At 67.5% G+C, this 13,701-nt stretch carries 12 protein-coding genes; 6 read left to right on the top strand and 6 right to left on the bottom strand.

Annotated elements, in window-relative coordinates; translation table 11 throughout:
* Positions 1-79: 79 nt before the first annotated feature.
* Positions 80-1,918: a dihydroxy-acid dehydratase gene (gene ilvD / locus LW136_RS01245; RefSeq protein ID WP_014818703.1), complete on the top strand. Its 1,839-nt coding sequence runs from the start codon at positions 80-82 to the stop codon at positions 1,916-1,918.
* 66 nt (positions 1,919-1,984) lie between these two features.
* On the opposite strand, the gene LW136_RS01240 is transcribed toward ilvD, so the two are convergent.
* Both LW136_RS01240 and LW136_RS01235 read right to left on the bottom strand, forming a co-directional pair.
* Positions 1,985-3,718, bottom strand: a complete 1,734-nt coding sequence (locus tag LW136_RS01240; protein ID WP_234174487.1) for a DUF4153 domain-containing protein — start codon at positions 3,716-3,718, stop codon at positions 1,985-1,987.
* A gap of 98 nt (positions 3,719-3,816) precedes the next feature.
* Complete coding sequence (locus tag LW136_RS01235; RefSeq protein ID WP_234174486.1) at positions 3,817-4,935, bottom strand: NAD(P)/FAD-dependent oxidoreductase; 1,119 nt, start codon at positions 4,933-4,935, stop codon at positions 3,817-3,819.
* A gap of 99 nt (positions 4,936-5,034) precedes the next feature.
* Between LW136_RS01235 and LW136_RS01230 the strand changes: the two genes are divergently transcribed.
* Entirely contained in the window at positions 5,035-5,490 is a 456-nt protein-coding gene (locus tag LW136_RS01230; RefSeq protein ID WP_234174485.1) for a metallophosphoesterase family protein, read from the top strand.
* Here LW136_RS01230 and LW136_RS01225 read toward each other — a convergent pair.
* Positions 5,483-6,130 carry a YitT family protein gene (locus tag LW136_RS01225; RefSeq protein WP_014818699.1) on the bottom strand — a complete coding sequence of 216 codons (648 nt, stop codon included), beginning with the start codon at positions 6,128-6,130 and terminating at the stop codon, positions 5,483-5,485. The two genes, LW136_RS01230 and LW136_RS01225, sit on opposite strands and share 8 nt — an antisense overlap.
* An 87-nt stretch (positions 6,131-6,217) precedes the next feature.
* Positions 6,218-6,736, bottom strand: a complete 519-nt coding sequence (locus tag LW136_RS01220) for a dihydrofolate reductase (RefSeq protein ID WP_234175224.1) — start codon at positions 6,734-6,736, stop codon at positions 6,218-6,220.
* 148 nt (positions 6,737-6,884) lie between these two features.
* Between LW136_RS01220 and LW136_RS01215 the strand changes: the two genes are divergently transcribed.
* From LW136_RS01215 to LW136_RS01205, 3 genes are all read left to right on the top strand, one after another.
* Positions 6,885-7,997, top strand: coding sequence for a glycerophosphodiester phosphodiesterase (locus LW136_RS01215; protein ID WP_234174484.1), 1,113 nt, complete (start codon positions 6,885-6,887; stop codon positions 7,995-7,997).
* Positions 7,998-8,089: 92 nt separating this feature from the next.
* Positions 8,090-9,484 (top strand): DUF2868 domain-containing protein, encoded by a 1,395-nt coding sequence (locus tag LW136_RS01210; RefSeq protein WP_234174483.1) that lies wholly within the window; start codon positions 8,090-8,092, stop codon positions 9,482-9,484.
* Positions 9,477-10,850 carry a DUF3482 domain-containing protein gene (locus LW136_RS01205; RefSeq protein ID WP_234174482.1) on the top strand — a complete coding sequence of 458 codons (1,374 nt, stop codon included), beginning with the start codon at positions 9,477-9,479 and terminating at the stop codon, positions 10,848-10,850. The genes LW136_RS01210 and LW136_RS01205 overlap by 8 nt, the downstream gene beginning before the upstream one ends.
* A 24-nt stretch (positions 10,851-10,874) precedes the next feature.
* Here LW136_RS01205 and LW136_RS01200 read toward each other — a convergent pair whose 3' ends face one another.
* Positions 10,875-11,786 (bottom strand): DMT family transporter, encoded by a 912-nt coding sequence (locus tag LW136_RS01200; RefSeq protein ID WP_234174481.1) that lies wholly within the window; start codon positions 11,784-11,786, stop codon positions 10,875-10,877.
* Positions 11,787-11,874: 88 nt separating this feature from the next.
* On the opposite strand from LW136_RS01200, the gene LW136_RS01195 reads away from it, so the two are divergent.
* Entirely contained in the window at positions 11,875-12,789 is a 915-nt protein-coding gene (locus tag LW136_RS01195) for a LysR family transcriptional regulator (protein WP_234174480.1), read from the top strand.
* Between the two features lie 118 nt (positions 12,790-12,907).
* Here the strand turns inward: LW136_RS01195 and phoU are convergent, their stop codons facing one another.
* Positions 12,908-13,636, bottom strand: coding sequence for a phosphate signaling complex protein PhoU (gene phoU, locus LW136_RS01190; RefSeq protein ID WP_003303228.1), 729 nt, complete (start codon positions 13,634-13,636; stop codon positions 12,908-12,910).
* Positions 13,637-13,701 lie beyond the last annotated feature (65 nt).

Genomic DNA, 13,701 nt, shown 5'->3' with positions numbered 1-13,701 from the left:
TCATCCTCCGTTGCATCCGGCACAGGCGTTGCTCACCATACGCATACCTCCGATTACCTGATTAGCCGCAGGAACCGTCATGCCTGATTACCGTTCGAAAACCTCCACGCACGGCCGCAACATGGCCGGCGCCCGCGCGCTGTGGCGCGCCACCGGCATGAAGGATGAAGACTTCAAGAAGCCGATCATCGCCATCGCCAACTCCTTCACCCAGTTCGTGCCTGGTCACGTGCACCTGAAAGACCTGGGCCAGCTGGTCGCTCGCGAGATCGAAAAGGCCGGCGGCGTCGCCAAGGAATTCAACACCATCGCAGTCGATGACGGCATCGCCATGGGCCACGATGGCATGCTCTATTCGCTGCCTTCGCGCGAGATCATCGCCGATTCGGTGGAGTACATGGTCAACGCGCACTGCGCCGATGCCATCGTCTGCATCTCCAACTGCGACAAGATCACCCCCGGCATGCTGATGGCCGCGCTGCGCCTGAACATCCCGGTGGTGTTCGTCTCCGGCGGCCCAATGGAAGCCGGCAAGACCAAGCTGGCCAGCCACGGCCTGGACCTGGTCGACGCCATGGTCATCGCTGCCGATGAAAGCGCCTCGGACGAGAAGGTCGCCGAATACGAGCGCAGCGCCTGCCCGACCTGTGGCAGCTGCTCCGGCATGTTCACTGCCAACTCGATGAACTGCCTGGCCGAAGCCTTAGGGCTTGCCCTGCCCGGCAACGGCTCGACCCTCGCTACGCACAGCGACCGCGAGCAGCTGTTCCTGCGCGCCGGCCGCACCATCGTAGAGCTGTGCCAGCGCTATTATGGCGAGGGCGACGAATCAGTCCTGCCGCGCAACATCGCCAGCCGCCGCGCGTTCGAAAACGCCATGACGCTCGATATCGCCATGGGTGGCTCGACCAACACCATCCTGCACCTGCTGGCCGCCGCTCAGGAAGCCGAGGTCGACTTCGACCTGCGCGCCATCGACGCCCTGTCGCGCAAGGTGCCGCAGCTGTGCAAGGTTGCGCCGAACATCCAGAAGTACCACATGGAAGACGTGCACCGCGCCGGCGGCATTTTCTCCATTCTTGGTGAGCTCGCCCGTGGCGGCCTGCTGCACACCGACGTCCCCACCGTGCACAGCCGGACGCTTGCTGAAGGCATCGCGCAGTGGGACATCACCCAGACCCAAGACGAAGCGGTGCACACCTTCTTCAAGGCAGGCCCGGCGGGCATCCCGACGCAAACGGCATTCAGCCAGTCGACCCGTTGGGACACCCTGGACCTGGACCGCGCCGAAGGCTGCATTCGCAGCGTCGAGCATGCCTATTCCCAGGAAGGCGGCCTGGCCGTGCTCTACGGCAACATTGCCCTCGATGGCTGCGTGGTGAAAACCGCTGGAGTGGATGAATCCATCCACGTCTTCGAAGGCACCGCCAAGATCTTCGAAAGCCAGGACAGCGCCGTCAAAGGCATCCTCAATGACGAAGTGAAGGCCGGCGACATCGTCATCATCCGCTACGAAGGCCCGAAGGGCGGCCCAGGCATGCAGGAAATGCTCTACCCGACCTCGTACCTGAAGTCCAAGGGACTGGGCAAGGAGTGCGCCCTGCTCACCGATGGCCGCTTCTCCGGCGGCACCTCGGGCCTGTCCATCGGCCACGCCTCGCCGGAAGCGGCTGCGGGCGGCGCCATCGGGCTGGTGCAGGACGGCGACAAGGTGCTGATCGACATCCCCAACCGCAGCATCCAGCTGCAGGTCAGCGATGAAGAACTGTCCCACCGCCGCATCGAGCAGGACAAGAAAGGCTGGAAGCCCGCCCAGCCACGCACCCGTAAGGTGACGACGGCGCTCAAGGCCTACGCCCTGCTCGCCACCAGCGCCGACAAGGGTGCGGTGCGCAACAAGGCGATGCTGGACGGCTGATCGCCAGGCTTGCTCGCTGTAAATGAAAAGCCCGACCTTCGCGTCGGGCTTTTCATGCTCAGCAGACTATTCGGTAATCGCCGGTTCCAGACGGATGCCGTCGATTTCCAGCGCCTTGAAGCGCGGCGCTACCACCTGCAAAGCGCCACGCTCGATCTGCTGCTTGAGGGTCTCGCCGTCGAGGGTTTGCTGATCGGTCGTGCGAAGGTGCCCGATCCATCGCCAAGTACCGGTATCGCCACGCCCCAGCACCGTCACGATCCGCTGCCGCGCACCGCGTAGCAGCAGCACCTCGGGCTGACGGTCATCGTCCAGATCGACGGCGAACAGGGCGCAGTCCCCGTCACAGCCCTGGGTCGCGATGGCCTGTGCCAACGCGCCACCGGCATCCTCGAGAGGCTCGCCGATCCAGGGCACCGGTGCGGTATTGGCCATATCGTGCTCGTGTCGCCAGTTCCAGTAGCTGTCGGCCTTGTCCAGTCGCTGCAGGTCTGCCTGCAGTTGCTCCCGTCGCGCGTCTGCGAGACCAGGCTCGACCACGCGCTGACGCAGCTTTTCGAGCTGGTCGCGACCGGGTTGCCCCAGCTGAAAGCGCAGTGCGCCGAGATCGGTGCGTTCTGCCGGCACCTGCTCGTCGAGCAGGCGCTGGTACTGGTTGGCTGCGCTGAGCTGCAACGGGCTCAACGGCGGCAGATGCATGAGCAGCAACAGTGCCACCGAAACCAGCGCCAGCAGCGGATTGCTCTGGCGCAGGCCGGCCAGCCATCCATCCCGCCATTGCAGCACCGCTACCATCAGCGCCAGCGCATGCAGCAGGGCAACCAGCGTCGCACCGACCGCCACCACCCGATCAGGCGTGAGCCCGTACTGGCCGATCCGCAGCCAGAGCGCGTAAATCGCAAGCCCTGCCAGAAGCGGCAGGCACAGGGAGCTGGCGTCGACCAGCACGCGCAGCGCTCGCGGGTAATGCACCGCTTGCCGACCATCCTGAATGACGCCGTTGAGCAGCGCGACATGGGCGAACACCATGGCCAGCAGGATCGGCGTCGCGTGGCGGGTCTCCCACAATGGCTGCAGGCCGGTAAAAGGCAGGCAGACCACGAACAGCAGCAGGATCAGCACCGTCAGCGGCAGCAGGAAGCGACACATGGCCTGCAGCACATTGCGCAGCGCATCGACCACGTGGCCGCGCTCCAGCCCGATCCACAGCCCGATGGCGACAACCGTCGCGCTAGCGATCCAGATAAAGCCGGAGGACTCGAACAGCGTTGCGAAAATCCTGATGCCGACCAGCTTGAACAGGCCGGCCCAGAGCCAGATCAGCAGCCAGAACGCCGCCAGCATCAGCAGCGCCATGAACAGCAGCAGCCCGTTGTTGATGGCATGCCGGTACAGCGCGGCGTAGTCGACACGCCAGCGATGATCGGCATCCCGCGCCTGGATGAAGGGCGTCAGCACATAAGCCAGGATCAGGTTGCTCCAGGCCAGCAGGGTGCCGACGGATTCACCCAGGTAATACCAGCGCGGCTGGTCGAACTGCAGCGCGAGGCCGCCCGCCAGCACGGCCGGCAGCGCGGCGGCGGCAAGCACCAGGCGCCAGCGCCCGGCCGCGCGCAGATCGCCCCAGAGCAGCTGCACCTGCCAGCCGCCAATCACCGTGAAGGTCAGCAGTGCCGAGCACAGCACGCGCCAGCCAGCAGCGTGCGGCCACGCCTCGCTGGCCGCCCAGAGCGTCAATCCCTGGAGCAATCCGACCGCCAGATAGACTTTCAGCGGTCGAGCTTCGCCTGTCTGTTCCATGCACATTCCTTTTGCCGGTGATTGCGCCGTCCGATCGCGGCGGGTTGCAGTGTGCTACCCGCCCGGACGGGCCGCAACGCAGGTGCGCCAGCGCGTGATCAGGTCGCCAATGGCTCAGGGTCGAGCAGCCCGCAGACGTGTTCGGCAATCGCCAGACAGGCGGTCAGTCCCGGCGATTCGATGCCGAACAGGTTCACCAGGCCGGCAATGCCGTGCTGCGCCGGGCCGTCGATGCAAAAGTCCGCGGCCGCCTCGGCGGGCCCGCTGATCTTCGGGCGGATGCCGGTGTAGGCCGGTTGCAGCGAATCGTCCGGCAGCCCCGACCAATAGCGGCGGATCGCCGCGTAGAAGCCATTGGCCCGTTCCGGCTCGATGCAGTAGTCCAGGTCCTCGAGCCACTGCACATCCGGGCCGAAACGCGCCTGGCCCGCCAGGTCCAGGGTCAGGTGCACGCCAAGCCCGCCGGGTTCCGGAAGCGGATAGACCAGATGGCGAAACGGTGTGCGCCCGGCCAGGCTGAAATAACTGCCCTTGGCGAAGTACTGCCGCGGCCGCGCCACCGGGTCCAACCCCACGGTGTTCGCGGCGAGGATGGGCGCGCCATGCCCGGCACAGTTCACCACGGTGCGGGCCAGCAGCTGCAGCGGATCGGCGCCGCCAATCCAAACATGCAGCCCGTCGTCACTGGCGGCGATAGCCGTTACCGGCGCGTTCAGCGCCAGCATCGCGCCGTGGCGCTCGGCATCGCCCAGCAGTGCCAGCATCAGCGCGTGGCTGTCGATGATGCCGGTGCTTGGCGAAAGCAGCCCAGCCACCGCATGTAGCTGCGGCTCCAGCGCCAGCACCTCGTGGCCATCCAGACGCTGTAGATCGTCGACCCCATTGGCCTGCGCGTGCCGCTGCAATTGCTCCAGCGCAGCGATCTGGGCCTCGTCGGTGGCAACGATCAGCTTGCCGCAGCGGCGATAGGCCACGCCATGGCTGTCGCAGAAATCGTAGAGCTGACGGCGCCCGGCGACGCACAGCCGGCCTTTGAGCGAGCCCTGCGGGTAGTAGATGCCGGCGTGGATGACTTCGCTGTTGCGCGCGCTGGTAGCGGTGCCGAAAGCCGCCTCGGCTTCCAGTATCAGCACCTCGCGCCCGGCCAGCGCCAGCGCGCGTGCCACCGCCAGCCCGACCACTCCCGCACCCACCACCACGCAATCCACTCGATCCATGCCAGACTCCTCGACCCGAGGGTCCCAAGCCTGCCGCAACCACAGCTGCCGGCCAAGGGTCGGATGACCTAACGAAGACTATTCAAGGGGAAAACCGGCATGCGCATCGGCCTGATCTCCGACACTCACGGCCTGCTCCGCCCGGAGGCGTTGGCGGCGCTGCAGGGTTGCGCGCAGATCATTCACGCCGGCGATATCGGCAAACCGCAGGTGCTCGACGGGCTGCGCGCCACCGCGCCGCTGGAGGCGATTCGCGGCAATATCGATACGGCCGAATGGGCACGGGAGCTACCCGAGCGACTGGACCTGCGCATCGGAGGTCTCACGCTGCACGTGCTGCATGACCTCAAGCAGCTGGATATCGACCCGATCGCCGCCGGCATCGACGTGGTGATCGCCGGCCACTCGCACAAACCGAAGGTCGAGCGGCGCGACGGCGTGCTCTACATCAACCCGGGCAGCGCCGGTCCGCGACGCTTCAGCCTGCCGATCAGCCTGGCGCTGCTGGAGTTGAACGACGGTGATGCACAGGTCGAGCTGATCAGCCTCAGCTAACGCCCATGTAGCGATCGGCGCGGTGATTGATCGCCAGCACCAGATTCAGCGCCACGGCGCCGAGTACCGACAGCAGCACCTTGTCCGCCGGCACGACGAACACCGCGGCCATGACGATCAGCGCGTCGATACCCATCTGGAAGGTGCCGGCGCGCAGGCCGAAACGCTCCTGCAGGAACAACGCGAGGATGTTCACCCCACCAAGACTGGCGCGATGGCGGAACAGGATCAGCAGACCGATGCCGATGGCGAACCCGCCGAACACAGCAGCGTAGACCACATTCAGCTCGGCGAAGCGCACCCATTGCGGGGTCAGTTCGGCGAACAGCGAGACCAGCCCCACCGCGCAGACGGTGCGCAGGGTGAACTGCCAGCCCATGCGCCAGATCGCCAGCGCGTAGAACGGCAGGTTGAGCAGAAAGAACACTGGGCCGAACGACCAGCCGGCCAGGTACTTCAGCAGGAACGCCAGCCCAACGGTGCCGCCGGTGAGCAGCCCGGCATGGCTGTAGAAGGCAATGCCAAGGGCGACCAGCGCGGTGCCGGTGAGCAGGGCCAGGCCGTCCTCCCACAACGGGTGGCGGACGAAGATCGCGGCAACGCGCTCGGCTTCCGGGGCGTCGGATTTGTCAGGTTGCATGAGATTTCTCGTTACGACAGCGACGGGCCAGCATAGAAGCTGCGGCCCGCGAAAGATTTGGCACCGATCAAGCGAGGAAGGTGCCGGTCAGCTCTGTTTTTGCCAGGTTTCGAAACGGTAGGCTGGTGCCTCGCCCTCAGCCGGATGTGGCTGGCTTTCGACGCACTGCCACTCAGCCTCGTCGAAGGCCGGAAAGAACGCATCGCCTTCGGGAGCCGCATCGATACGCGTGAGGTACAGCCGCTGCGCCTGCCCCAGCGCCTGGGCGTACAGCTGCGCACCGCCGATCAGCATCAGCTCGTCGACGCACTGCTCACGCGCCCACTGCTCGGCACGCACCAGCGCGGCATCCAGGTCGGTGAAGGTTTCCGCGCCGTCGAGCTGCAGATCCGCCTGGCGACTGACCACCAGGTTGAGCCGCCCCGGCAGCGGACGGCCGAGCGAATCCCAGGTCTTACGGCCCATGATGATCGGCTTGCCGAGGGTCATGGCCTTGAAATGCTTGAGATCGGCAGGCAGGTGCCAGGGCATGCGGTTGTCGAGGCCGATCACGCGGTTCTGCGCGAGGGCGGCGATCATAGCGAGGGGAAGGCGGGTCTGATTCATGGCGGCGAGAATAGCAGAGCGATGCAGCTTGCCGAAGCGCCAGCCGTTCGTCGGCTTCATCGCTTTGCAATACAAGGGGCAACGCAGCGTCAACGTCCGGTCATGCAAGTGGCTCAGGCTGTGACATCCAAACCGAGGAGATGCCGAAATGGCCCGCAAGACCACCGCTTCCCTTCGCCGCTGGCTGACCGCCTGCACCCTGCTGCTTCCACTGGCCGGCTTCGCTACGGCGGATGAACACGCCGCGAAACACCAGGCTGTGCGGGGCGAGCCGACCCCGCTGGTGATCGCCCACCGCGGCGCCAGCGGCTATGTACCGGAGCACACCCTGGCCGCCTATGCGCTGGCCGTGTTTCAGGGCGCCGACTACATCGAGCCGGACCTAGTGATGACCCGTGACGGCCATATCGTCGCCCGCCACGACAACGAGCTGGGCCTGACCACCGATGTCGCCCAGCGCCCCGAGTTTGGCGATCGCAAGCGCACCCAGCAGGTCGACGGCGTCACCCTCACCGGCTGGTTCAGCGAAGACTTCACCCTCGCCGAGCTGAAGACCCTGCGCGCCATCGAGCGCATCCCGGATATCCGCCCGGGCAATGCCCGCATGGACGGCAGCCTGGAAATCCCGACCCTGCAGGAGATCATCGACCTGGTGAAAACGCTGCAGCTCAGCCAGGGCCGGCGCATCGGTCTGTACCCGGAAACCAAGCATCCGACGCATTTCCAGCAGCTCGGCCTGGCCATGGAGAAACCGCTGGTGCGCATCCTCACCCGCAACGGCTACGTCGGGCGCCAGGCGCCGGTGTATATCCAGTCGTTCGAGGTGGACAACCTCAAGACCCTCAGCCGCCTGACGCAGTTGCGCCTGGTGCAGCTGTTCAGCTCGGGTCAGCCGTATGACCAGCAGGTGCGCGGCAGCAAGCTGACCTACGCGCAGATGGCGACGCCCGCCGGGCTCAAGGCCATCGCCCGCTACGCCGCCGGCGTCGGCCCGGAGAAGAGCTACATCATCCCGCGTGACGGCAACGGCAATCTGGGCACGCCGACCGGCTTCGTCGCCGCCGCCCATGCGGTCGGGCTCAAGGTCCACCCGTACACCTTCCGCGCAGAAAACGCCTTCCTCCCGGCCAACCTGCGCAGCAGCGACAAGCGCCACGAGCGCGGCGACAGCGAAGCGGAGATCCGCGCCTTCCTTGATGCCGGCATCGATGGCCTGTTCATCGACCAGCCGGATATCGCCGTGCGCCTGCGCAACGACTGACGACCACAGCGGGGAGCCGCAACGGCTCCCCGTTTCCCCGTTCCGCGCGGCAGCGGTTATCCTCAGGGCTCGACCCGCCAGCGAGAAGCCGCGTGACCGTCCGCCCCTCTCCCGATCTCACTCCGCTCGACCGAATCTGGCTGACCGAAGCCGTGCGCCTGCGCGAAGAGCATGCCGGGCCGCTGGACGACGACGAGGCCAACCGCCAGGCCCGTACCCAGGGCGGCGATCTGCCGGCGCTGATCGAGCGCCGCGCGCTCTGGCTGGCGCACCGTGACGGGCTCATCGAGGCGCTCCGGCACTGGCGTCAGGGCGCCCGCCTGGGCGCGCTCGCGCTGATCCTGCTGGCGCTCTTCACCGGTGCCGGGCTGGCCTTCGCCGCGCTCGGCGACGGGCAGCGGCCGGTCAACGTGTTCTGGGCGCTGGGCAGCCTGCTCGGGCTGAACCTGCTGACCCTGTTCGGCTGGCTGCTCGGCCTGCTGCTGACCGGTGACAGCAGCGGCGCGCTGGGGCGGCTGTGGCTCTGGCTCAGCGAAAAGCTCGCCCGTGATGCCCGGGCCGCGCAGCTGGCCCCAGCCCTGCTGAGCGTGCTGCATCAACGCCGACTCGGCCGCTGGTTGCTGGGAACAGGCGTGCACGCCCTATGGCTGCTGGCGATGACCAGCGCCCTGCTCACCCTCCTCGCCCTGCTGGCGACCCGCCGCTACGGCTTCGTCTGGGAAACCACCATCCTTGGTGAGAACGCCTTCGTCGGCCTGACTCAGGCCCTCGGCGCGTTGCCGGCCCTGCTCGGCTTCAGCGTGCCGGATGTCGAGCAGATCCGCGCCAGCGGCGCACTCGCCGGCGATCTGGACGGCGCCCGGCAACGCTGGGCCGGCTGGCTGGTCGGCGTGCTGCTGGTCTACGGCCTGCTGCCGCGACTGCTGCTGGCGAGCCTCTGCCTGTGGCGCTGGCGGCGTGGACGGGCTGCGCTGACCCTCGATCTGAACCTGCCGGCCTATCGCCTGCTGCGCGAGCGCCTGCAGCCGCCGAGTGAGCGGCTAGGCATCAGTGATGCGGCACCGGCCCAGCTGCACGCGCCGAGCGCCGGCGCCCAGCTCGATGGCAGTGCCGGCGCCGTGCTGGTGGCCATCGAGCTGGACGGCAGTCGCCCCTGGCCACCGGCTCTGTCCAAGGGCATCGCCGATGCCGGCATCCTCGACGATCGCGAGGGGCGCCGACGCCTGCTCGATCAGCTCACCCGTTTTCCGCCGGCGCGCCTGGCCATCGCCTGTGATCCCCGGCGCTCTCCGGATCGCGGCACCCTGGCGCTGATCGGCGAGCTGTCGCGCTGCGCCGCTGCGACCCGCGTCTGGCTGCTGCAGGCGCCGCCGGGCGAGGCGCTGGACAGCGCGCGCCTGGAAGACTGGCATCAGGCGCTGGATACCCTGGGGCTGGCGCATTCGAGCTGCGCCCCGCTGCGCTGGCTGGAGACAGGCCATGACTGAAGCGCTGAAACTGGCCGTGGTCGGCCATACCAATGTCGGCAAGACCTCGCTACTGCGCACCCTGACCCGTGATGCAGGCTTCGGCGAGGTTTCGCACCGTCCCAGCACCACCCGCCATGTCGAAGGCGCACGGCTGTCGGTGGACGGCGAGGCGCTGCTGGAGTTGTACGACACCCCCGGCCTGGAAGATGCCATCGCCCTGCTCGATTACCTGGAACGCGTGGAGCGCCCCGGCGAACGCCTCGACGGCCCGGCGCGAACCGCACGCTTTCTCGACGGCAGCGAGGCGCGCCAGCGCTTCGAGCAGGAAGCCAAGGTGCTGCGCCAGCTGCTCGCCAGCGATGCCGGGCTCTACGTGATCGATGCCCGCGAGCCGGTACTGGCCAAGTACAAGGACGAGCTGGCGGTACTCGCCGGCTGCGGCAAGCCGCTGCTGCCGGTGCTCAACTTCGTTGCCCAGCCGGGGCATCGTGAAGATGAATGGCGTCAGGCGCTGGCCCGTCTCGGCCTGCATGCACTGGTGCGCTTCGACAGCGTGGCGCCGCCGGTGGATGGCGAGCGCCGCCTGTACGAAAGCCTGGCGCTGCTGCTGGAACAGGCACGGCCCAAGCTGCAGCGGCTGATCGAGGACCATGAAGCCCAGGCTGCGGCGCGCCTGGTCAGCGGCCAGCGGCTGATCGCCGAGCTACTGGTAGACGTCGCCGCCTGCCGACGCAGCGTCGCCGCACAGCCCGAGCTGGAGCGCGGCGCCATTCGTGAACTGCACGACGCCGTGCGCGGCCGCGAGCAGCGCTGCGTCGAGGCCCTGCTGCGCCTGTACGCCTTTCGCAAGGAGCAGGCGGCGGCCAGCGACCTGCCGTTGCTCAACGGCCGCTGGGGCGACGACCTGTTCAATCCGGAAACACTCAAGCAGCTGGGCGTGAAGATCGGCAGTGGTATGGCCGCAGGCGCGGCCGCCGGTGCCGGGGTCGACCTGATGGTCGGCGGCATCACCCTCGGCGCGGCGGCGCTGCTCGGCGCCCTTGCCGGCGGCGGCGCGCAGACCGCGCGGCACTATGGCAATCGCCTGCTGGGCAAACTAAAGGGCCAGCGTGAACTGAGCGTCGATGACGCCGTGCTGCGCCTGCTCGCCCTGCGACAGCGCCAGCTGCTCGCCGTGCTCGCCACCCGAGGGCACGCTGCCACGGAAGCGATCCGCCTGGCCACGCCGCAGGATCAGGGCTGGCGCGAGGGCAAGCTGCCCGATGCGCTGCAGCGCTGCCGCGCCCATCCGGAGTGGTCCTCGCTCAACCCCGGCGTCCGCCTGCAGGACGGCGAGCGCCAGGCGGCGCTGGATGAGCTGCAGGCCGAACTGCGGCAGGGCTGACCGGCCTGTCGCCGTGCCTGCACGCTAGGCACGGACCGGCGCACCATCGCCGGCCGTGCTCGGCGCCGGCTGGCGGCCGATACCCAGGGTGCACAGCGTCGCCAGCATGATCAGCAACCCACCCGCCCAGCCCATCGGCCCCAGCCGCTCACCCAGCCAGAGACTGGCGATGATCGCGCCGAACAGCGGTTCGGAGCCCATCAGCAGCGACACCCGCGTTGCGCTGCTGCGCCCCAGCGCGCGGTTCTGCGCAAACATGGCGAACAGCGTGGCGAACAGCACCAGATACAGCGTGCCGAACCAGAAGCCCGGCGCCACCGGCAGCGCCGGCAGTCCGCCCGGCAACGACACGGCGAGCAGGATGCAGCCCGCCGCAACGACTCCGCTCTGCACCGCAGTCAACGCCAGTGCCGGGATTTCCCGGCCGGCCGTCAATCGCCGGGTCAGGCAGACCAGCACCGCGCGCAGCAACGCGGCGGCCAGCATCAGCGCATCGCCGAGATTAAGCGACAGCTGCGGCCCGCCGGTCAGCAGCCAGACGCCCGCCAGCGACAGCGCGCAGGCGAGGAACAGCGTGTTGTGCGGCCGCTGGCGCAGCAGCAGCCATTCCATGAACGGTGTGATCACCACGCACAGGCTGATCAGAAACGCCGCATTGCTGGCGCTGGTCAGCATCACGCCCCAGGTCTCGCAGAGAAAGATCGCCAGCATCACCAGCCCCAGCGGAAGGCCGGGGCGCAGCGCCCGGCGACCGGCGCCGCGCAGTTGCGGCAGCAGCAGGACAAAGGTCAGGCCGAAGCGGATCGCCAGAAAACCCAGCACCGGGTAGAACAGCAGCGCCTGCTTGGCCACCGCATAGCTGCTGCCCCAGATCAGCGCCACCGTCAGCAGCATGCCATCGGCCAGCCACAGCCCCTGTCTCAACGTGCCTTTCATGTTCGAATCCCCGCACCAATCAGGCGCTGATTGTCGGGCCTGTCGCGGCAGTCGATAATCCAGCGAAACAGCACAGGACCTGTTCCGCATGGGAACGAATGACAGCGCAGCCCTGCTGCCCTACATGGCCGTGTTCGTGCGGGTGGTCGAGGCCGGCAGCTTCTCCGGCGCCGCGCGCCTGCTGGGCAGTACACCGTCGGCGGTGAGCCGCCAGGTGGCACGGCTGGAGCAGGCCCTGGCGCTGCGCCTGCTGGAACGCACCACACGCCAGCTGCGGCTGAACGAGGCCGGGGCGGAGTTCTACCAGCATTGCCGGGACATGCTCGATGCGGCCGATGCCGCCGTCGCCATCGGCGAGCGGCTGATGCGCAGCCCGCGCGGGCTGGTGCGCCTGAGCGTGCCGAAGGCCTATGGCAAGTTCGTCGTCGGACCGTTGATGCCGGCTTTTCTCCAGCGCTACCCCGAGGTCGATGTGCAGCTGCGGATCAGCGACCAGAGCCCGGACCTGATCGAGGACGGTTTCGACCTGCTGGTGCAGGTCACCGACAATCCACCCGAAGGCCTGGCCGGCAAGCCGCTCGGGCCGGTGCGCCAACTGCTCTGCGCCAGCCCCGACTACCTGCAGCGTCACGGCGAGCCGCAACATCCGCAGGACCTGCTGCGCCATAGCTGTCTGTATCTGGGAGAAACGGCGGGAGACAATCGCTGGCACCTGCGCCGCGGCGAGCAGCAGGAGACGGTGACGGTGCGCGGTCGCTACATCAGCAACCACAGCGAGGCGCGGCTGCTGGTGGCGCTGGAACACCTGGGAATCACCTGCCTGCCACATTTCACCGCGGCCCAGGCGCTGGCTGAGGGTCGTTTGCGCGAAGTGCTGCCGCAGTGGCGCTACACCGGTTCATACCAGGGCGCGGCCTGGCTACTGTGGCGGCAGAATCATCATCTGCCACCGAAGACGCGGGCACTGATCGACTATCTGAGCGAGGCGCTGATTCGCACCTGAGCGGCATCCGTGCAGGCGAACCGATGCCGGCGGATGGGTCGAGCCTCAACGCCAGCGGCGGCTCTGTCCGCAGATTTTGGCGCCGGGCGGACATCGCTGCCCGCCCCGCGACCGCGAATCAGCGCTCCTTCGAGCCTTCCACTTCCTCGGCCATGCGTGCCAGGCCGAGGTGGCGCACGTCGGTGCCGCGCACCAGGTAGATCACCAGTTCGGCGATGTTGCGTGCGTGGTCGCCGATGCGTTCCAGCGAGCGCAACGCCCAGATCACGCTGAGCACGCGGGAGATCGAGCGCGGGTCTTCCATCATGTAGGTGACCAGTTCGCGCAGGGCGGTCTTGTATTCGCGGTCGACAGTCTTGTCGTACTGCGCCACCGACAGCGCGAGGTCGGCATCGAAGCGGGCAAAGGCGTCGAGCGCTTCCTGCACCATCTTGCGTACCTGGTCGCCGATGTGGCGCACCTCGACATAGCCCTTGGGCGACTCGCCTTCCTCGCACAGCTGGATGGCGCGGCGGGCGATCTTGGTCGCCTCGTCACCGATGCGCTCGAGGTCGATCACCGACTTGGAAATGCTGATGATCAGACGCAGGTCGGAGGCCGCCGGCTGACGGCGGGCGAGGATGCGCACGCACTCCTCGTCGATGTTGCGCTCCATCTGGTTGATCTGGTCATCGACGTCGCGCACCTGCTGAGCGAGGCCCGAATCGGCCTGGATCAGGGCGGTCACCGCGTCATTGACCTGCTTCTCCACCAGCCCGCCCATGGCCAGCAGGTGGCTGCGCACCTCCTCCAGCTCGGCGTTGAACTGCTGGGAAATGTGTTGGGTGTGGCTGTCTTTGCTGATCATGTGCGAACCCTTGCGAAACTGTTGTTCTCTCGCCGGACGGTCCGGCCTTTGGCAAATCGTGCTGC

The organism is Stutzerimonas kunmingensis (assembly GCF_021432085.1).
Lineage (GTDB): Bacteria > Pseudomonadota > Gammaproteobacteria > Pseudomonadales > Pseudomonadaceae > Stutzerimonas.
The sequence above is the reverse complement of the archived record's forward strand: the minus strand, read 5'-3'. Positions and strand labels throughout refer to the sequence as shown.

Bases quoted from the DNA above. Each gene is read 5' to 3' on its own strand.
- LW136_RS01240 (WP_234174487.1), bottom strand. From the start codon at position 3,718: ATGGAACAGACAGGCGAAGCTCGACCGCTGAAAGTCTATCTGGCGGTC.
- LW136_RS01200 (WP_234174481.1), bottom strand. From the start codon at position 11,786: ATGAAAGGCACGTTGAGACAGGGGCTGTGGCTGGCCGATGGCATGCTG.
- LW136_RS01225 (WP_014818699.1), bottom strand. From the start codon at position 6,130: ATGCAACCTGACAAATCCGACGCCCCGGAAGCCGAGCGCGTTGCCGCG.
- ilvD (WP_014818703.1), top strand. From the start codon at position 80: ATGCCTGATTACCGTTCGAAAACCTCCACGCACGGCCGCAACATGGCC.
- LW136_RS01195 (WP_234174480.1), top strand. From the start codon at position 11,875: ATGGGAACGAATGACAGCGCAGCCCTGCTGCCCTACATGGCCGTGTTC.
- LW136_RS01220 (WP_234175224.1), bottom strand. From the start codon at position 6,736: ATGAATCAGACCCGCCTTCCCCTCGCTATGATCGCCGCCCTCGCGCAG.
- LW136_RS01205 (WP_234174482.1), top strand. From the start codon at position 9,477: ATGACTGAAGCGCTGAAACTGGCCGTGGTCGGCCATACCAATGTCGGC.
- LW136_RS01230 (WP_234174485.1), top strand. From the start codon at position 5,035: ATGCGCATCGGCCTGATCTCCGACACTCACGGCCTGCTCCGCCCGGAG.
- phoU (WP_003303228.1), bottom strand. From the start codon at position 13,636: ATGATCAGCAAAGACAGCCACACCCAACACATTTCCCAGCAGTTCAAC.
- LW136_RS01235 (WP_234174486.1), bottom strand. From the start codon at position 4,935: ATGGATCGAGTGGATTGCGTGGTGGTGGGTGCGGGAGTGGTCGGGCTG.
- LW136_RS01215 (WP_234174484.1), top strand. From the start codon at position 6,885: ATGGCCCGCAAGACCACCGCTTCCCTTCGCCGCTGGCTGACCGCCTGC.